A 17,581-nucleotide genomic window follows, 5' to 3' on the forward strand; every position below is an offset into this window, starting at 1 on the left:
GATGGAACGCATGGCCGCCGGTGACTCCTTCTACATTGCGACGCCCATCTTCTATGTCAACGACGTGCCCCACATCGGCCACGCGTACACCGAGGTTGCGGCCGACGTGCTCGCGCGCTGGCACCGTCAGAGCGGCGACGACACCTGGCTGTTGACCGGAACGGATGAACACGGCCAGAAGATCCTGCGCACCGCCGTCGCGAACGGGGTGAACCCGAAGGAGTGGGCCGACCGCCTCGTCGACACCGCGTGGAAGCCGCTGCTCGAGACGATCAACATCGCCAACGACGACTTCATCCGCACGACCGATGAGCGGCACGAGACCGGCGTGAAGCTGTTCCTGCAGAAGCTCTACGACGACGGGTTCATCTACCAGGGCGAGTTCGAGGGCCACTACTGTGTCGGCTGCGAGGAGTACAAGCAGCCGGGCGACCTGATCCCGGGAACCGGCGAGTTCGAGGGCCAGCAGGTGTGCGCCATCCACTCCAAGCCGGTTGAAGTGCTCAAGGAGACCAACTACTTCTTCCGGATGAGCGACTTCGAGCAGCCGCTGCTCGACCTCTACGAGTCGAACCCCGACTTCGTGCAACCGGACAGCGTGCGCCACGAGGTCATCCAGTTCGTCAAGCAGGGGCTGCGCGACCTCTCGATCAGCCGCTCTAGCTTCGACTGGGGCATCCAGATCCCCTGGGACGACAAGCATGTCGTCTACGTCTGGTTCGAGGCGCTGCTCAACTACGTGACCGCGATCGGCTACGGCGTCGACCAGGAGCAGTTCGACCGCCGCTGGCCGGCCACCCAGCTGGTCGGCAAGGACATCGCCCGTTTCCACGCCGTGATCTGGCCGGCCATGCTGATGGCGGCAGGGCTGCCCATTCCGACCAAGGTCTTCGGTCACGGCTGGCTGCTGGTCGGCGGCGAGAAGATGTCCAAGTCGAAGCTGACCGGTATCGCCCCATCCGACATCACCGACACGTTCGGCGTGGATGCGTTCCGCTACTACTTCATGAGCGCCATCCACTTCGGCCAGGACGGTTCGTTCAGCTGGGAAGACCTGGCTGCCCGCTACCAGGCGGAGTTGGCGAACGGTTTCGGCAACCTGGCCTCCCGCGTCATCGCCATGGTGAACCGCTACTACGACGGCGTGCTGCCAGCGCCCGGCGACTACACCGAGGCCGACTTCGGCATCCAGAGGACGGTGGCGGATGCTGTCACGGGCGCAGACGCTGCGATGCAGAAGCTGGCGATTCACGACGCTCATGCCGCCATCTGGGCCATCGTCGATGAGCTGAACGGCTACATCACCATCCAGGAACCGTGGGTGCTGGCCAAGAACGATGACACTCGCGAGCGCCTCGGAACGGTTCTCTATACAGCGGCTGACGGGTTGCGCGCCCTCGCCGTGTTGTTGTCACCGTTCATTCCCGATGCGACCGCGAAGCTGTGGGAAGCGCTTGGGCAGGAGTCAGAGGTGCAGGCCCAACTCATCCCGGATGCCGGCACCTGGGGCCAACTGGACCCCGGCACCAAGGTGGGCACCCTCACAGCGTTGTTCCCCCGCATCGAGCAGGTGGAGGCAGCGGTTTGAGTTACCCCCCGCTGCCAGAACCGCTGGTGGTGCCGGTCTACGACAACCACACCCACCTCGAGATGGGGCTCGGCGACGACGCCCCTGACTACCGCGACCAACTGGACAGCGCGAGCAGCGTGGGCGTGCGCGGTGTCGTGCAGGTGGGAACGGACCTCGAATCCTCCCGCTGGTCGGCGGAGATTGCCGCCAGGGAGCCGCGGATCCTCGCCGCGGTCGCCATCCACCCGAACGAGGCGCCGAGGCTAGGGGACGAGCTTGATGCGGCCCTGGCGGAGATCGACGTGCTGGCTGGACTTCCCCGCGTGCGCGCCGTCGGTGAGACCGGCCTCGACTTCTTCCGAACCGGGGGGGATGGCCGCGCCGCGCAGTTCCGCTCGTTCGAAGCGCACATCGAGATTGCCAGGAAGCATGACCTCGCCCTGCAGATCCACGACCGGGACGCCCACGCCGAGGTGATCGCCACCCTGCGCCGGGTGGGTGCACCCGAGCGCACCGTTTTCCACTGCTTCTCCGGCGACGCCGAGATGGCGAGGCTCTGCGCGGACAACGGCTGGTACCTGTCCTTCGCCGGGACGGTGACCTTCAAGAACGCCACTAATCTCCGTAGTGCGCTTGAGGTAGTCCCGCGCAGCCAGATCCTGATCGAGACGGATGCGCCCTACCTAACGCCCATGCCGTTCCGTGGGCGACCGAACTCCTCCTACCTGATCCCGCACACCCTCCGCTTCATGGCCGACCACCTGGGCACCGAAGCGTCCATGCTGGCCGCCCAGATCTCGTCGAACACCGAACTGGTCTACGGCAGCTGGGACGCCGAGCCGGTGACCCAGGACGGCGCTTCGCCGTTCGACCCGGCCATCGAACCGCACGAGCTCGCGTGACGCAGACACTGTTGGGACCGGCCGAGATCAGGGACCTCGCCGACCTGCTCGGCATCCAGCCGACCAAGAAGCTGGGCCAGAACTTCCTTCTCGACGCGAACACCGTGCGCCGCATCGTCAAGGTAGCCGGAGTGCAGCCCGGGGAGACCGTTGTCGAGGTCGGGCCTGGACTCGGGTCGCTCACCCTGGGGCTGACCGAGGTGGGCGCATCCGTCATCGCCGTCGAAATTGACGTGCGGTTGGCGGCCCAGCTTCCGCTCACCGTCGCCCAGTTGCAACCGGATGCTGACCTCACCGTGATCACGCACGACGCCATGACCATCACCGAGTTGCCAGGCAACCCGACCACCCTGGTCGCCAACCTGCCGTACAACGTTTCGGTGCCGGTACTGCTGCATTTCCTCGAGCATTTTCGCGGAATCAGCTCCGGCCTGGTGATGGTGCAGGCCGAGGTCGGGCAGCGCATCGCCGCCGACCCGGGGTCGAAGGTGTACGGCAGCCCGAGCGTCAAGGCGGCCTGGTACGGGCACTGGAAGACATCGGGCATGGTCAGTCGGCAGGTTTTCTGGCCGGTGCCGAACGTCGACTCGATCCTGGTCGGGTTCCGCGTGCGCGATGAGCCGATCGGCACCGAAGAGGAGCGACTGGCGACGTTCCGGCTGGTGGATGCCGCCTTCGGCCAGCGGCGCAAGATGCTGCGACAGGCACTGGCCGAATCCTTCGGGAGTTCGGCCCAGGCATCCGCCACCCTCGAAAAGGCGGGCATCCCGCCGACCCAACGCGGTGAGCAGCTCACGGTGCACGACTTCTTGAGTATCGCCCGGGCGATCTAGTGCCGGGTAGCCTGTCAGGCATGGCAGGCGTATCCGAGCAGAACATCTCAGCCGAAAAGCTGCTGGCGGCGACCGGTCGGTCGCGGGACCAGTGGCACGAACTCCTCGACGAGCACAACGCGAGCACCTGGACGCACACGCAGATCGCCACCTGGCTGCGCGAGACCCACGGCGTTGATGGCTGGTGGGCGCAAGGCGTGACCGTCGGCTACGAGCAGGCGAAAGGGATGCGGGTCCCCGGGCAGCAGCCAGACGGCACCTTTTCGACGAGCGCCAGCAAGACGGTGGAGCGGCCCCAGTCCGACGCGCTGGAGCTGGCAATCGACGCCTACGGTGCCGCGGCCGGCAGCGAGCCGGTCAGTGTGAGCCCTAACGCGAAGCATCCGACCGCCCGCTGGAAACTCGCCGACGGCACGACGGCCCTGGCGACGGTCAGCCCTGGCGGCGGAGGCAAGTCCCGCATCGTGCTCACCCACTCGAAGCTTGCGCACGCGGAGCGCCTGGGCGAGGCGAAAGCGGAGCTGGCCGCGGTTCTCGACGCACTCGCGTCCAGAGTGGACAGATCAGTCGACTAGGTTTAACGCATGACCACCGGGGCTGCATCGAAGGTGGTGCACGCACGGGCACCGGGCAAAATCAACGTGTACCTGAAGGTCGGCGCCCTGCTCGAAGACGGCTACCACGATGTCGCCACCGCGTACCAGGCTGTCTCGCTCTACGAAGATGTCTGGGCCAGCCACGCCGACGATTTTTCGGTCAGCTTCAGTGGTCCGATCGACTGCTCCGAGTTGGTGACGGATGGCTCCAACCTGGCGCTGAAGGCGGCCGGCCTGCTCGCACGCAAGACCGGATACCGGCGCGGCGTGCGGCTCGAGATCGAGAAACACGTCCCGATTGCGGGCGGCATGGGTGGGGGGTCAGCGGATGCCGCGGCCACCCTTCTCGCCTGCGACGCGTTGTGGGGAACCGGGCTGACCCGGGAAGAACTGCTCGACCTCGCCTCCCAGCTCGGTGCGGACGTTCCGTTCGCGTTCACCGGTGGCACGGCGATCGGTACCGGGAACGGCGACCAGTTGAGCCCCGCGTTGGCCAAGGGGACGTTCCAGTGGGTTTTGGCGCTCGCCGACTACGGCCTCAGCACCCCCGAGGTCTACGACGAACTCGATCGTCACCGCGACCGCCACGCCCAGGACATCTTCCCGGTGCAGGCGCAACCGCACGTCGACGCCAACGTGCTTCAGGCGTTGCGGGCCGGCGATCCGCTGATGCTGGCCGAAGTGCTGCACAACGACCTGCAGGCCCCGGCGCTGCACCTCGAGCAGGGCCTGTCCCGCATCATCGAGTTGGGCGAGGCGAACGGGGCGCTCGCCGGCATCATCTCGGGATCGGGCCCCACTGTCGCGTTCCTTGCCGCAGACCTCGACAATGCGCTGGAACTGCAGATCGCATTGAGCGCCGCGCGGCTGACCGTGGTGCGCGCGACCGGCCCCGTGCACGGCGCGCGGCTGGTCGCCGAGTAGCCCGCCTTATGACCCACGCTATTAGCGTGTCTCCTCGTCACGTGCTTCCATTCTCCGGTTCTCCGGGTCCCTTCCCTCGCCCACTTCAGGTGAAAAGGCAAAAAGTCGCCGAAAACTCGCTCGTTGGGTGACTTTTCGTCTTCTCGTGAATCATTGAGTATTCGCCGCTCTCAACCCATTCCGCGAAAAGGCGAAAAGTCACCGAAAAACCGATTCTTAGGTGACGTTTTACCTTCTCATGCATTGGGGAGCATGGCACGGTGGACAACTTCGGCGACGAATGCTCGCCATCGGGCACCATGGGCGGATGCCGCGCAAGGTTCCCCTTCACCCCGCCTTGAACGCCTCGGGCTTCACGGTTGCCCGAGCCAGGGAGCTCGGGCTCGGCAAGCACCGCCTTTTCGGCTCCGACCTCGCGCGGCCGTTTCATGGCATCCGCTCGAAACGCCTGGACGAAACCAGAGTTCTCGGCTTGTGTCTGGCGTACCGTCCACGGCTGCGGCCAGACCACTTCTTCAGCCATGCGACGGCGGCGCTCATTCACGGGATGCCCGTGCCGCTCTCCGTCGAGGCAGACCTTCGTCTCCACGTCACCGCGATCGCGCCGAGCAGCGTTCCTCGGACGGTGGGTGTTGTCGGGCACTCGGTCCAGCGGGGCCGGGAGCGCGTCATGAGTCGGAACGGCTATCCGGTCGGGTCCGCCCTGCAGACCTGGTGCGAACTGGCTGGAGTTCTGGATCGGGACGACCTCGTGGCAGTGGCCGACTATATGGTCGGCGGGGACCGGCCGCTCACCTCACTCGGGGAGCTCGCGCACGCGGCGAAAATGTGGGGGCGACAGCGCGGCGGAAGGCGTCTGCGCGAGGCGGCAGGCCGCGCCAGCATTGGAGCGCAGTCCCGGATGGAGTCCCTCGCACGCATGCTGGTGATCGACGCAGGTTTCCCTGAGCCGGTTGTCAATGGAATCGTGCGCGACGATGCCGGGCGCTGGGTGGCTGAGTCCGATCTGGTCTTCGCCGAGTTCAAGCTCGTGCTGGAGTACGACGGGGACGGGCATCGCACCGACCGCGTCCGTTTTCTCAACGACATCGACCGCAGGCAGCGCATCGAGGAGGCCGGCTGGACGGTCATCCAACTCACGCCGCGACACATCTTCGAACGGCGGGAGCACACGATCGCCCTCATCGCTTCCCACTTGAGTGCCCACGGATGGGCGGGAAACGTCGTCTCGTCGCCACCCGTGCGTGCGAGAAGGCGATAAGTCGCCCAACGCCGCGATTTTCGGTGACTTTTCGCATTCTCGTCGGAAGCATGGAGCGCTTCCCGGCACGGGCAGTGACTCCTTAGGCTAGGTGGCATGAGTGAGTCGAACCCGTACGCTCCACCGCCCGTCCCTCAACAGTCGTACCAGGCGGTCGCAAAGAAGCCGCCGCTGTCCCCGGAACTGAAGAAATCGGCATCCGTCGCCGGTGCGGTCAGTTTCACCGTGATGTCGATCGGCTGGGGGCTGTTCTCCACGGCCGCCGGCATCGGACTCTTTGCCGGTTTCTTCGCCTGGATGCTCGGAGTGGTCGGGGCATCAGGTAACGGTGCCGACGCCGACTACTTCCGCTTACAGGAGTTCATCGAGAGCATCAACCCGGGTGCCTGGATCATCCCACTGGTCATCGCCGGCCTCGTCGGCATCGGCGTGTGGGTATGGTCCCTGTTCATCAGCCGGGGCATGCTGGCGAGGGCACATCACCCGTCGCCGTGGGGTGTCACGTGGGCCGGTGCGGGCGTCGCGATTGCCGCGAGCTGGTTCGTGTCGTGGATTGCCTGGCTTCCGCTGCAATTTGTGGGAGTCATCGCACCGGATGCATACAACTCGTTCGAGAGCGGCGTCACGATCACCATCATCCTCGCCATCGTGTCGTTCATGCTGAACCTCGCGATCTCTGCGGTGATCGGCTGGCTCTCCTGGTGGTGGATGGCCCACGCGATGCGGCCCGGGCCCCAGCACGCGTGAGGATTCAAGTCACAGGCTGACCGGCTACAGTCAGTCCAGTGGCACATCTTCTCGGGGCCGAGTCCCTGCACCTCGAATACCCGACCCGCGTCATCTTCGACAAAGTCACCATCGGCATCAACGAGGGTGAACGGATCGGCGTCGTCGGCCGCAACGGCGACGGCAAGTCGACTTTGCTGCGCCTGCTCGCCGGGCGCATAGAACCGGATTCCGGACGCGTCACGCGGCGCGGCGGGGTCACTATTGGCATGCTCGACCAGGGCGACGAGCTCGACGACACCCTGGTCGTCAGTCACTGCATCGTGGGCGACCGCGAAGAGTACGAGTGGGCTTCGGATGCCCGCATCCGCGACGTCATCGACGGACTCCTGGTCGACATTCCGTGGGATGCCACCCTCGGCCAGCTCTCCGGTGGTCAACGCCGTCGCGTCGGCCTGGCCAAATTGCTGGTCGGCGACTGGGACGTCATCTTCCTCGATGAGCCGACCAACCACCTCGACGTCGAGGGCATTGCCTGGCTCGCCGGGCACCTGAAGAAGCGCTGGCCGGCCACCCAGGGTGGACTCGTGGTCGTCACCCACGACCGGTGGTTCCTCGACGAGGTCTGCACCGACACCTGGGAGGTGCACGATCAGCTCATCGAGCCGTTCGAGGGGGGCTATGCCGCGTACATCCTGCAGCGGGTGGAACGCGACCGGATGTCATCCGTCACCGAGGCGAAGCGCCAGAACCTGATGAAGAAGGAGCTGGCCTGGCTGCGCCGGGGAGCACCCGCACGTACCGCGAAGCCGAAGTTCCGGATGGATGCCGCGTACGAGCTGATCGCGAACGAGCCGCCGCCGCGCGACACTGTTGCGCTGAGCCAGCTGGCCACCTCACGGCTGGGTAAGGATGTCGTCGACCTGCTCGATGTCGGCGTCAGCTTTGGCGACCGCGAAGTGTTGAAGGACATCGAGTGGCGCATCGCACCGGGCGAGCGCACCGGAATTCTCGGCGTCAACGGAGCGGGAAAGTCGACACTGCTGTCGCTGATCGCGGGCACGCTGCAACCGACCACGGGCCGGGTGAAGCGCGGCAAGACCGTGAAGGTCGCCATCCTGAGCCAGCAGCTGGACGAGCTCGCCGACATCCAGGAGGACAGGGTGATGGATGTCATCGCCCGCCAGAAGAGCTCCTACGTCACCGGCGGCAAGGAGCTGACCCCCGGCCAGCTGCTCGAGCGCATGGGCTTCATGAGTGCCCAGCTGAGCACCCGCGTCAAAGAGCTGAGTGGCGGCCAGCGTCGCCGGCTGCAGCTGCTCCTCATCCTGCTCGGCGAACCGAACGTGCTCATCCTGGACGAGCCCACCAACGACCTGGACACCGACATCCTGGCCGCCATCGAAGACCTGCTCGACTCCTGGCCGGGCACCCTCATCGTCGTCAGTCACGACAGGTACCTACTCGAGCGAGTGACCGACAACCAGTACGGCATCCTGGACGGGCGGATGCGGCACCTCCCCGGCGGGGTCGACCAGTACCTGAAGATCCGCTCCGGTGCGACGACGACCGGCGGGGTTCCGGCGGGCAGCAACACGGCGAAGACGCCTGGCACCTCCAGGCTGGCCGGCGCTGAGCTGCGCAACGCCGAGAAGGAGCTGGCCTCGGTCAGCCGCAAGCTGGAGAAGGTCACCGGAAAAATCTCGGAGATCCACGACCGGATGGCTGCGCACGACCAGAACGACTACACCGGCCTGGGCGCCCTCTCTACCGAGATTTCGTCGCTGGAGACCTCGATGGAAGAACTCGAACTGCGGTGGCTGGAGCTGACCGAGGCGCTCGGCAAATGAACACCGACAAGTTCCGCGCACTGCTGATCGCCGAGCAGAACGAGACCGTGCAGCTCATGTCGACCCTCGGCGCGGACATCAGCGCCCTGGTTGCCGCCCGCCAGGATTCCAACAACGACGATGAGCACGACCCGGAGGGCTCGACGCTGGCGTTCGAGCGGTCACAGACGGATGCCCTGCTCGCCCAGTCCACGCAGCGCCTCCGCGACATCGGCGCGGCTCTGGAGCGACTGGATGCCGGAACTTACGGCGTCTGCGAGACCTGCGGCAAGCCGATCGCGTCTGCTCGCCTTGAGGCGAGACCCTATGCGAGAACGTGCATATCCTGCGCAACACGGTAACCGGGGCAGTTCTCCACAGCTTTGCGACTTCCTGGATCTGACAGGTCAAGAGCCCTCAATACTGATGTGCATGTCGGTGATAGTTAAAGCACAGGGCCCCGCTGATCTGCTCGCGATGATGCCATCGCTCATAGGGTTCACTCCTCAGCGAAGCTTCGTGTTGCTAGCCTTCCGGGGCAAACGCACCTGTGGCGCAATCCGCTTCAACTTGCCGAGTTCGACAACTGAAGCCGTACTCAAACGCATCGCGACTAATGCGGTGGGCACCCTGTGCAAGATCTCGGGCGTCGACAGCGTAGTCGTGGCAATCTTCACGGACGAGGCCATTGGAACGGGCGGGATGCCCCACAGCGATTTTGCGGATGTTCTGGGTCGTCGACTTCGGTTCTCCGGGTTCGGACTGCGCGAGTCGTTGTGCCAGGCGAGCGATGGGTGGGGGTCCTACTGTGACGCTGACACCCCCGACGGCGGGCATCCGCTCAGCGACATTGCCAACTCTCCCGTCGTCGCGAACCTCCCGCCGGAGGCGCTGCCCGACGATGCCGATACCCCGGCGCGTGTCCCCGACGCCCCGGCGGCCGACAAGAAGCGGGTGAGCAACGCGCTCGCGCGTTATCGGCGACTCGCCGTGATCGAGAGGAAGGGCGACCTCGATAGCCTTCCAGCCGAATTGGACGCGCTGGGGGATCTGACAGGGTTCGTAGAGAAAGCCCTCGATTGGGATGAGTCGGCCATCAGAGACAACGATGCGCTCCTCCTCTTCGTGCTCCAGGGCCCTCCGATGCGAGACACGACCATGCTCCAGTGGGCATCGAGCCTGGCCATTGGTGACGTCATGATGGACGAAGCGGAGCGCTGGAACCGTGGTGGGCGCGACCTCAGCATGGCCGACGTGGTGACATCCCCGAACCTTATGTTCGGAAGAGGGCCGAGACCTGATCCTGAACGAATTGAACGCGGAATTCAGCTGCTCCTGACGGTTGTGTCACGGGCTGAGGACGCGGAGCGGCTCTCTCCGCTCTGCATGCTCGCCTGGCTGAATTGGGCTCTCGGTCGCGGAAGTCGGGCCGGTCGCTACATCGACGAGGCGCGGGCGATTGATCCGAACTACGGGATGGCGGAGTTGCTCGACACCATGCTGAGCAACGGCATGCTGCCGGAGTGGGCGTTCGCCGTACCCACGGATTCGATCTGATCCCAAAAGTGTTGCTGCAGGCATATAATTGGATATATGAAGACCATGATCGACGTTGACGATGAAGCCCTGATGGCGGCCGCCCGAGAACTGGGAACGGCAACCAAGAAGGACACCGTGAACGCCGCGCTCACGTTTGCCGCGACACGTCATGCTCGGGTGTCGGCGCTGCTCGACGACCCGCACAGTTACGGCATTGGAGCTGACATCGGTGATGCCGAAGTGATGTCCGCAGCGCGTCGATGAGTCCTGCTGCAGCCACAGGAGCGCTGTATCTCATCGACACGTCGGCATTCGCCAGAGTTGGCGTGCCCTCAGTGAGGACTGTCATCGCCGGTCTCATTGCGGAAGGAGTCGCCGCAACCTGCGTCACAGTCGACTTGGAAGCGGGATACTCCGGTCGAACCGCAGACGATGTTCGAACCATCGCAGAGAACCGCCGGACCCTGTATCGGAACCTGCCGATCACCGAGCCGATTGCCGAGTATGCGAGACAGGTCCAACTCAGGATGGCGGTCCGTGGGCAACATCGTGCCGCCGGAATTGTGGACGTGCTGACCGCCGCAGTCGCCGAACACTATGGAGCGATCATCCTGCACTACGACTCTGATTTTGAACACATCGCTGCGGTGACGGGTCAACAGCAGCTATGGGTAGCACCCAGGGGAACCCTCTAGCAACGTTGCTAGAAAGGCGGCGCCGGCAAGACCGTGCGGGGTGGCGCGGACCGCAGGTTACGCCGCGTGACGTCACACAATGTCACGCAATTTCGAACTGGCGGCGTGCTCGCTGAAGCTGGATAGACAACTTCCCCCAGCATCCGTTTCGAAAGGCTCCACCATGTCTGACCAGCCAGAACTCATCGCCGCGCCGAAGTCCCGCGGCAGGCTTTACGCCATCATCGCCGCGGCGCTCGTCATTGTGATCGCCATCGTCGTCGGCATCGTCATCGCCACCAACAGCTCGAACGCTGCGCCGACGGATGCCGTCGGCAACGCGATCACCGAGGGCAAGGGTTCTGCGTCCGATCCGGTGAAGATTGGTGTCGTCGGGGCGTCCGACCCGTACTGGGCAGACTACGTCGATGCTGCCGCAGCCGAGGGCATCAGCGTCGAGCTGGTCGACTTCGGCAGCTACGAACTGCCCAACCCGGCGCTCACCGAGGGGGAGCTCGACCTGAACCAGTTCCAGCACATCGTCTACCTGGCGCAGTACAACGAGGCGTCCGGCGAGGATCTCACCCCGGTCGGTGCGACCGCTATCTACCCGCTTGCGCTCTACTCCACCCAGTACGACTCGGTGAAGGACATCCCCGCAGGCTCCACCGTTGCCGTTCCCAACGACGCCAGCAACCTGGCGCGCTCGCTCCTCGTTCTTCAGTCCGCGGGACTCATCGAGCTCAAGGGTGGCGGGTCGATCTTCGCAACGCTTGACGACATCGACACTGCCAAGTCGAAGGTCACCGTCACCGCGCTCGAGGCCGCCCTGGCACCGACTTCGCTGCCCGACGTTGCCGCTGCCATCATCAACAACGACTTCGTTGCGGATGCCGGACTCAGCTTCTCCGACGCCATCGCCACCGACGACCCCGCCGACCCGAACGCCCTGCCGTACGTCAACATCTTCGCGGCGCAGGCCGGTGACGCGGACAACGCGCTGTTCCAGAAGCTGGTCGAGATCTACCAGACCACCAAGGTGGTTCAGGATGGTGTGCTCGAGGTCTCCGGTGGAACGGGAGTGCTGCTGCAGACGCCGGTCGCTGACCTGGTCGGATCCCTCGAGAAGGTTCAGGCGGACATCCGCGCTCAGGGCTGAGAAAGACACCGGGAGGGCGCGGAGGAACTCCGCGCCCTTCTCCCATGGAGAAAGCACCACGAATGCCAGTCATCCAATTGAGCAAGGTCTCCAAGACCTTCCCGCCCCGCGCGCGCGGTGAGGCGCCGCTCGTCGCCCTCGACAACGTCAGCCTCGAGATCGGGAAGGGCGACATCTACGGGATCATCGGCTACTCCGGCGCCGGGAAGTCGACGCTGGTGAGGCTGATCAACGCCCTCGAGCGCACCAGCAGCGGCAGCATCGTCGTCGACGGCGAGGAGCTCAGCACCCTCAAGGAGCGGGAACTCCGCCGCATCCGCCTGGGCATCGGGATGGTGTTCCAGCAGTTCAACCTATTCACCTCCCGCACGGTGTGGGGCAATGTGGCGTACCCGCTGACCGTCGCCGGCGTGCCCAAGGACCAGCACCAGAAGCGCATCTCCGAGCTGCTGCACTTCGTCGGGCTGGCCGATAAGGCGCACAGCTACCCTGACCAGCTGTCCGGCGGGCAGAAGCAACGGGTCGGCATCGCGCGGGCGCTGGCCACCAGCCCGAGCATCCTGCTGGCGGATGAGGCGACCAGCGCACTCGACCCGGAGACCACTCGCGAAGTGCTCGAACTACTGAAGCGGGTCAACGAGGAGTTCGGCGTGACCATCGTCGTCATCACGCACGAGATGGAGGTCATCCGCTCGATCGCGCACAAGGTCGCCGTGATGGACTCCGGTCGCATCATCGAGCGCGGCGAGGTGTTCGACGTGTTCTCCAACCCCCAGGCGGATGCTACGAAGAAGTTCGTCTCCACCGTGGTGCAGGCGGTGCCGGAGCCTGCCGAACTGGCCGCCCTGCGACTGCGGCATCCGGGGCGCATCGTCACCCTCTCGTTCAGCGACAGGGACGTGTCCCAATCGTCGGTGTTCCTCGAATTGGCGTCGGGCGGCGTTGGGTTCGAGCTGATCTACGGCGGCATCAATGACATCCAGGGGCGGACGTTCGGTCACCTAACCCTGAGTCTTACCGGGGACCCGAGCTCAATAGAGGCCGCCCTGGTTCGCGTACGCGACCTCGTCACCGTGGTGGAGGTGGCCTGATGGACGACCTCATCGACTTGCTTCCACTGCTCTGGCAGTCGACCTACGAGACGCTGTGGATCGTCGGCGTCTCCCTCTTCTTCGGCGGCGTCGGCGGACTCATCCTCGGGCTCGGCCTGTACACGACCCGGCGGGGCAGCTTCCTCGCCAACACGGCGGTCTTCACCGTGCTGAACGTGTTGGTGAACATCTTCCGGCCGATCCCGTTCATCATCTTCCTCGCCGCCGCGCAGCCGCTGGCTCGTGCTGTGGTGGGAACGGGAATCGGCAACACCGCCATCATCTTCACCCTGTCGCTGGCCGCGGCGTTCGGCATCAGCCGCATCGTCGAGCAGAACCTGCTCACGGTGCAGCCTGGCGTGATCGAGGCGGCGCGGTCGGTGGGCGCTGGGCCGTTGAGGATCATCTTCACGCTGCTCATCCCGGAGGCGCTCGGCCCGCTCATCCTCGGCTACACCTTCATCTTCGTTGCGCTCGTCGACATGTCGGCGGTGGCCGGCTATGTCGGCGGCGGTGGCCTCGGCAACTTCGCGATCCAGTACGGCTATCGCCTGTTCAACCCGACCGTCACCTGGGCTGCGGTGCTGATCATCATCGTGCTGGTGCAGCTCGTGCAGTGGCTGGGCAACACGCTTTCGCGGAAGGCCCTGCGCCGCTGAAGCAGGTGCGGGCGGTTGCCCCTTCGGCAAGCTCAGGGGATTTCGACGAGCTCAATCCGCTTAAGCGGGTCGAGCTTGTCGAGACTCGGAGTCAGTCGAAGTCGAGGCTGAGCTTGCGCAGCAGCCCGGCCAGCCGGGTGCGGTCGGCGGGGGAGAGCCGTTCCAGCAGCTCCGCCTCGGCGGTGAGCAGCTGGCTGATCGACCCGTCGACCCGCTCCTGTCCTTCCGTGGTCATCATCACCAGCACCCCGCGGCCGTCGCGCGGGTCGGTTCGCCGCTCGACGAGGCGGCGGGTCACCAGTCGGTCGATCCGGTTCGTCATGGTGCCGGATGACACCAGCGTCTGTTGCAGCAGGGACTTCGGGCTCAGCTGGTAGGGCGCTCCGGCGCGGCGCAGCGCCGATAGCACGTCGAACTCCCACGATTCGAGGTCGGATGCCGCGAACGCGCTGCGTCGGGCGCGGTCCAGGTGGCGGGCGAGCCGGCCGACGCGGCTCAGCACCTGCAGCGGCTCGAAGTCGAGGTCCGGTCGCTCCCGCTCCCACGCCTCGACGATGCGGTCGACTTCGTCGTGTGCGGGCATCCCCCCATTATCGTGCCTAACCGAAAATGAAGGAGTTGCGGGCCCGAAGACGCGAATCAGCGTCATCGAGCGCGCGGTGCCCCGATCTCCTTCGTTCTTGACGCTGTGCGCGGGCAACCCGGCGCGTCTGGCAGAATTGGACGGCGCCGTTTTCATGATGGTGCATTCCGCCTTGGTGTAATGGCAGCACTGCAGTCTTTGGAACTGTCAGGTCCAGGTTCGAGTCCTGGGGGCGGAGCAATGAAAAACGCGGCAGCGTTTTTCATTGCTCCGTGCGCGGAGCGCGTTCTTGGCCCTGACACGAGGCCAGGTAGTCCCCGGCGCACACCCAAAGATCCCACAAGGAGTCCCCATGTCAGCGTCAGGTCTCGCCGTCATCATCCTGGCCGCTGGGCAGGGCACCCGCATGAAGTCGGCGAAGGCGAAGGTGCTCCATTCGATTGCCGGCGTTCCCCTGGTCGGTCACGTGCTGGCCACGGCGGAAGAGCTGGGGGCGGCGCACATTCTGGTGGTCGTCCGCCATGAGCGGGATGCGGTCGCTGCGGCCGTTGCCGAGCAGTCGCCACACGCGATCATCATCGACCAGGACGAGATTCCCGGCACCGGCCGTGCGGTCGAGGTCGCGTTGAGTGGCCTCCCGGACGACTTCGACGGACCGGTCGTGGTGCTCAGCGCGGATGTCCCGCTGCTGGATGCGGCCACCCTCCGGGCGCTGGTCTCAGCCCACCGGCACGAGAACAATTCGCTGACCATTCTCAGCGCCAAACTGGACAATCCGTCTGGTTTTGGCCGCATCATCCGCTCGGCTGACGGCCACTTCGAGGGCATCGTGGAGCACAAGGACGCCACCAGCGACCAGCTGCGGGTCGTGGAGGTCAACGCCGGCGTCTACGTTTTCGAGCCGAGAAGCCTGCGTTCGGCCCTGTCCGGAATTGGCACCGACAATGCCCAGCGCGAGATGTACTTGACGGATGCTGCAGCCAACATCCGGGCAACCGGTGGCCGTATCGAGGCGGTTCCCGTCTCCGACCACTGGCTGGTCGCCGGCATCAACGACCGGGTGCAGCTGGGTGCTGCCGCCCGCGAGCTGAACGCCCGCATCGTGCGTGGCTGGCAACTTGCCGGGGTGACCATCCACGACCCGGCCAGCACCTGGATCGACCTGAAGGCGCAGCTCGCCGAAGACGTCGAACTGCTTCCGGGCACCCAGATCAAGGGGGCAACCGTGATCGCCCGCGGGGCGACCATCGGCCCGGACACCACCCTCGTCGATTGCGAGATCGGTGAGGATGCCACCGTCAAGCGCACCGACGCGACCCTCGCCGTGATCGGTGCCGGCGCATCCGTCGGCCCGTTCGCCTATCTCCGCCCCGGAACCTACCTCGGGGCCGACGGGAAGATCGGCACCTTCGTCGAGACCAAGAACGCGCGTATCGGTGTCGGCAGCAAAGTTCCGCACCTCAGCTACATCGGCGACACCGAGGTTGGCGAGCACTCGAACGTCGGCGCCGGCACGATCACCGCGAACTACGACGGCGTGAACAAGCACAAGACCATGGTCGGGTCGCACGCCAGGACGGGCGCGCACAACGTCTTCGTCGCGCCGGTTAGAATTGGGGACGGAGCCTATACGGGCGCCGGTACGGTCGTCCGCAAGGACGTGCCAGCCGGGTCGCTCGCAATCAACGTGGCTCCGCAACGCAATATGGCAGGGTGGGTCGAGGCCAACCGTGCGGGCACTGAGGCGGCGAAAGCTGCTGCGGCATCCGACGGCGATTCGAGCGCGTCCTAGCCCCCGCAAGTCCCAGCCACTGGGCGCCGGCAGAGAGCGAGCACTTCTTGTCCGAAATCACCGTCAACGGACAGAAGCGCCTTGTGCTGGTCACCGGCCGTGCGCACCCCCAACTTGCCGCAGACGTTGCGGCGGCGCTGGAGACCGAGATCGTGACGACGGATGCGCGCACTTTCGCAAATGGCGAGATCTATGCGCGTTACGACGAGAGCGTGCGCGGCTGTGACGCATTCGTGCTGCAGTCGCACACCACGCCGATCAACGAGTGGCTCATGGAGCAGCTCATCATGGTGGACGCGCTGAAGCGCGCATCCGCCAAGCGCATCACCGTTGTCGCCCCGTTCTACCCGTACGCCAGGCAGGACAAGAAGGGTCGCGGCCGGGAGCCGATCTCGGCCAGACTGGTCGCCGACCTGTTCAAGGCTGCGGGTGCCGACCGCATCATGAGCGTCGACCTGCATGCTGCCCAGATCCAGGGTTTCTTCGACGGCCCGGTCGACCACCTGTTCGCCATGCCGGTGCTGCTGAAGTACTTCCAGGAGAAGCTCGACTCCAACACGCTGACCATCGTCTCGCCCGACATGGGCCGGGTGCGGGTGGCTGACATGTGGAGCGACCGGATGGGGGCGCCGTTGGCGATCATCCACAAGCGTCGCGACCCGAAGGTGGCCAACCAGGTCTCGGTGCACGAGATCGTCGGTGAGGTGAAGGGGCGCACCTGCCTGCTGGTGGACGACATGATCGACACCGGCCGTACCATCGCGAAGGCCGCTGAGGCGCTCAAGAAGGCCGGCGCGACGAACGTGGTGGTTGCCGCGACGCACGCGGTGTTCTCCGACCCGGCGTCCACGGTGCTGAACAGCGACTTCATCGACGAGGTCGTGGTCACCGATACTCTGCCGATCCCCGAGGAGAAGCGTTTCCCGACGCTGACGATCCTGCCGATCGCCCCGCTGATCGCCGGAGCCATCCACCAGGTCTTCACCGACGGTTCAGTCACGAGCATGTTCGACGGTGCCGCTTAGACCTGCTTCGGCTCTATCCCCATTACCCGGGGCGCAACCGGGATGAGCCCCATCGAGTCGATGTGGTGTTCTGTCCCAGTCCGGTCGAGCGCGTAGCACTCCCAGCCGAGCCCACCAGGACCGAGTAGCTCGAAACGTGGTGTCGCCCTCAGCGAGGCGTCCACCATCGTCGAGCGGTAGGTGCAGGCCTGCCAGGCGTTGCTGGTGCCGACCGAGACTGTAGTGAAGACGCCCGGCAGCACGAGGGCCAGCACCGCGAGCAGAACCACCAGTCGCAGCATCCAGGTCTTGCGTGCGCTGCGGATCGGTCTCTCTTCGTACGGTTCGTAGCCGCTCAGTTCGGGGTGCTCGTCGCTCACCGCTCAAGTCTGACACGACGCTCAGGCGAGGTTGCCGTGAGTCCCTGCAAACGCGGCGT

19 protein-coding genes and 1 tRNA gene are annotated in these 17,581 nt (G+C 65.3%); 18 read left to right on the plus strand and 2 right to left on the minus strand.

All coding sequences use genetic code 11. The features are described from left to right. Positions 1-10 precede the first annotated feature (10 nt). From metG to ACX3O0_RS15945, 15 genes are all read left to right on the plus strand, one after another. Entirely contained in the window at positions 11-1,588 is a 1,578-nt protein-coding gene (gene metG / locus ACX3O0_RS15875; RefSeq protein ID WP_459108385.1) for a methionine--tRNA ligase, read from the plus strand. Next, the gene (locus ACX3O0_RS15880; RefSeq protein WP_459108386.1) at positions 1,585-2,472 is read left to right on the plus strand and encodes a TatD family hydrolase; all 888 of its coding nucleotides are present in this window, start codon (positions 1,585-1,587) and stop codon (positions 2,470-2,472) included. The genes metG and ACX3O0_RS15880 overlap by 4 nt, the downstream gene beginning before the upstream one ends. Next, complete coding sequence (gene rsmA / locus ACX3O0_RS15885) at positions 2,469-3,305, plus strand: 16S rRNA (adenine(1518)-N(6)/adenine(1519)-N(6))-dimethyltransferase RsmA (protein ID WP_459108387.1); 837 nt, start codon at positions 2,469-2,471, stop codon at positions 3,303-3,305. Before ACX3O0_RS15880 ends, rsmA begins: the two co-directional genes overlap by 4 nt. A gap of 20 nt (positions 3,306-3,325) precedes the next feature. Then, positions 3,326-3,880, plus strand: coding sequence for a hypothetical protein (locus tag ACX3O0_RS15890; RefSeq protein WP_459108388.1), 555 nt, complete (start codon positions 3,326-3,328; stop codon positions 3,878-3,880). A gap of 9 nt (positions 3,881-3,889) precedes the next feature. Beyond that, entirely contained in the window at positions 3,890-4,825 is a 936-nt protein-coding gene (locus ACX3O0_RS15895) for a 4-(cytidine 5'-diphospho)-2-C-methyl-D-erythritol kinase (protein WP_459108389.1), read from the plus strand. Between the two features lie 220 nt (positions 4,826-5,045). Further along, positions 5,046-6,086, plus strand: coding sequence for a hypothetical protein (locus ACX3O0_RS15900; protein ID WP_459108390.1), 1,041 nt, complete (start codon positions 5,046-5,048; stop codon positions 6,084-6,086). 96 nt (positions 6,087-6,182) lie between these two features. Further along, positions 6,183-6,833, plus strand: coding sequence for a hypothetical protein (locus ACX3O0_RS15905; RefSeq protein ID WP_459108391.1), 651 nt, complete (start codon positions 6,183-6,185; stop codon positions 6,831-6,833). Between the two features lie 38 nt (positions 6,834-6,871). Next, a complete protein-coding gene (locus ACX3O0_RS15910) occupies positions 6,872-8,662 on the plus strand; it encodes an ABC-F family ATP-binding cassette domain-containing protein (protein ID WP_459093621.1) in 1,791 nt (596 codons plus the stop codon). Beyond that, positions 8,659-9,003 carry a TraR/DksA family transcriptional regulator gene (locus ACX3O0_RS15915; RefSeq protein WP_459093622.1) on the plus strand — a complete coding sequence of 115 codons (345 nt, stop codon included), beginning with the start codon at positions 8,659-8,661 and terminating at the stop codon, positions 9,001-9,003. The genes ACX3O0_RS15910 and ACX3O0_RS15915 overlap by 4 nt, the downstream gene beginning before the upstream one ends. Positions 9,004-9,073: 70 nt before the next feature. Further along, positions 9,074-10,198, plus strand: a complete 1,125-nt coding sequence (locus ACX3O0_RS15920) for a DUF4192 domain-containing protein (protein ID WP_459093623.1) — start codon at positions 9,074-9,076, stop codon at positions 10,196-10,198. Between the two features lie 36 nt (positions 10,199-10,234). Continuing rightward, entirely contained in the window at positions 10,235-10,444 is a 210-nt protein-coding gene (locus ACX3O0_RS15925) for a type II toxin-antitoxin system VapB family antitoxin (RefSeq protein ID WP_459093624.1), read from the plus strand. Then, positions 10,441-10,875, plus strand: a complete 435-nt coding sequence (locus tag ACX3O0_RS15930; RefSeq protein WP_459093625.1) for a PIN domain-containing protein — start codon at positions 10,441-10,443, stop codon at positions 10,873-10,875. Before ACX3O0_RS15925 ends, ACX3O0_RS15930 begins: the two co-directional genes overlap by 4 nt. A gap of 163 nt (positions 10,876-11,038) precedes the next feature. Beyond that, positions 11,039-12,013, plus strand: a complete 975-nt coding sequence (locus ACX3O0_RS15935) for a MetQ/NlpA family ABC transporter substrate-binding protein (RefSeq protein WP_459108392.1) — start codon at positions 11,039-11,041, stop codon at positions 12,011-12,013. 62 nt (positions 12,014-12,075) lie between these two features. Further along, the gene (locus ACX3O0_RS15940) at positions 12,076-13,104 is read left to right on the plus strand and encodes a methionine ABC transporter ATP-binding protein (RefSeq protein WP_459108393.1); all 1,029 of its coding nucleotides are present in this window, start codon (positions 12,076-12,078) and stop codon (positions 13,102-13,104) included. Continuing rightward, a complete protein-coding gene (locus ACX3O0_RS15945) occupies positions 13,104-13,763 on the plus strand; it encodes a methionine ABC transporter permease (RefSeq protein WP_459108394.1) in 660 nt (219 codons plus the stop codon). The genes ACX3O0_RS15940 and ACX3O0_RS15945 overlap by 1 nt, the downstream gene beginning before the upstream one ends. A 91-nt stretch (positions 13,764-13,854) precedes the next feature. On the opposite strand, the gene ACX3O0_RS15950 is transcribed toward ACX3O0_RS15945, so the two are convergent. Continuing rightward, positions 13,855-14,346, minus strand: a complete 492-nt coding sequence (locus ACX3O0_RS15950; RefSeq protein WP_459093629.1) for a MarR family winged helix-turn-helix transcriptional regulator — start codon at positions 14,344-14,346, stop codon at positions 13,855-13,857. Positions 14,347-14,512: 166 nt separating this feature from the next. Here ACX3O0_RS15950 and ACX3O0_RS15955 point away from each other — a divergent pair. The 3 genes from ACX3O0_RS15955 to ACX3O0_RS15965 all read left to right on the plus strand — a co-directional run bounded on the left by ACX3O0_RS15955 (position 14,513) and on the right by ACX3O0_RS15965 (position 17,163). After that, positions 14,513-14,584: transfer RNA gene (locus ACX3O0_RS15955), tRNA-Gln, on the plus strand. A gap of 114 nt (positions 14,585-14,698) precedes the next feature. Then, a complete protein-coding gene (gene glmU / locus ACX3O0_RS15960; RefSeq protein ID WP_459108395.1) occupies positions 14,699-16,138 on the plus strand; it encodes a bifunctional UDP-N-acetylglucosamine diphosphorylase/glucosamine-1-phosphate N-acetyltransferase GlmU in 1,440 nt (479 codons plus the stop codon). Positions 16,139-16,185: 47 nt separating this feature from the next. Next, complete coding sequence (locus ACX3O0_RS15965) at positions 16,186-17,163, plus strand: ribose-phosphate diphosphokinase (RefSeq protein WP_459093631.1); 978 nt, start codon at positions 16,186-16,188, stop codon at positions 17,161-17,163. Here the strand turns inward: ACX3O0_RS15965 and ACX3O0_RS15970 are convergent. Continuing rightward, complete coding sequence (locus tag ACX3O0_RS15970) at positions 17,160-17,522, minus strand: hypothetical protein (RefSeq protein WP_459108396.1); 363 nt, start codon at positions 17,520-17,522, stop codon at positions 17,160-17,162. The two genes, ACX3O0_RS15965 and ACX3O0_RS15970, sit on opposite strands and share 4 nt — an antisense overlap. Between the last annotated feature and the right edge of the window lie 59 nt (positions 17,523-17,581).

It is taken from the genome of Homoserinimonas sp. A447 (assembly GCF_054489325.1).

Bases quoted from the DNA above. Each gene is read 5' to 3' on its own strand.
- ACX3O0_RS15930 (WP_459093625.1), top strand. From the start codon at position 10,441: ATGAGTCCTGCTGCAGCCACAGGAGCGCTGTATCTCATCGACACGTCG.
- glmU (WP_459108395.1), top strand. From the start codon at position 14,699: ATGTCAGCGTCAGGTCTCGCCGTCATCATCCTGGCCGCTGGGCAGGGC.
- ACX3O0_RS15920 (WP_459093623.1), top strand. From the start codon at position 9,074: ATGTCGGTGATAGTTAAAGCACAGGGCCCCGCTGATCTGCTCGCGATG.
- ACX3O0_RS15925 (WP_459093624.1), top strand. From the start codon at position 10,235: ATGAAGACCATGATCGACGTTGACGATGAAGCCCTGATGGCGGCCGCC.
- ACX3O0_RS15890 (WP_459108388.1), top strand. From the start codon at position 3,326: ATGGCAGGCGTATCCGAGCAGAACATCTCAGCCGAAAAGCTGCTGGCG.
- ACX3O0_RS15895 (WP_459108389.1), top strand. From the start codon at position 3,890: ATGACCACCGGGGCTGCATCGAAGGTGGTGCACGCACGGGCACCGGGC.
- ACX3O0_RS15940 (WP_459108393.1), top strand. From the start codon at position 12,076: ATGCCAGTCATCCAATTGAGCAAGGTCTCCAAGACCTTCCCGCCCCGC.
- metG (WP_459108385.1), top strand. From the start codon at position 11: ATGGCCGCCGGTGACTCCTTCTACATTGCGACGCCCATCTTCTATGTC.
- ACX3O0_RS15915 (WP_459093622.1), top strand. From the start codon at position 8,659: ATGAACACCGACAAGTTCCGCGCACTGCTGATCGCCGAGCAGAACGAG.
- ACX3O0_RS15905 (WP_459108391.1), top strand. From the start codon at position 6,183: ATGAGTGAGTCGAACCCGTACGCTCCACCGCCCGTCCCTCAACAGTCG.
- ACX3O0_RS15945 (WP_459108394.1), top strand. From the start codon at position 13,104: ATGGACGACCTCATCGACTTGCTTCCACTGCTCTGGCAGTCGACCTAC.
- ACX3O0_RS15950 (WP_459093629.1), bottom strand. From the start codon at position 14,346: ATGCCCGCACACGACGAAGTCGACCGCATCGTCGAGGCGTGGGAGCGG.
- ACX3O0_RS15935 (WP_459108392.1), top strand. From the start codon at position 11,039: ATGTCTGACCAGCCAGAACTCATCGCCGCGCCGAAGTCCCGCGGCAGG.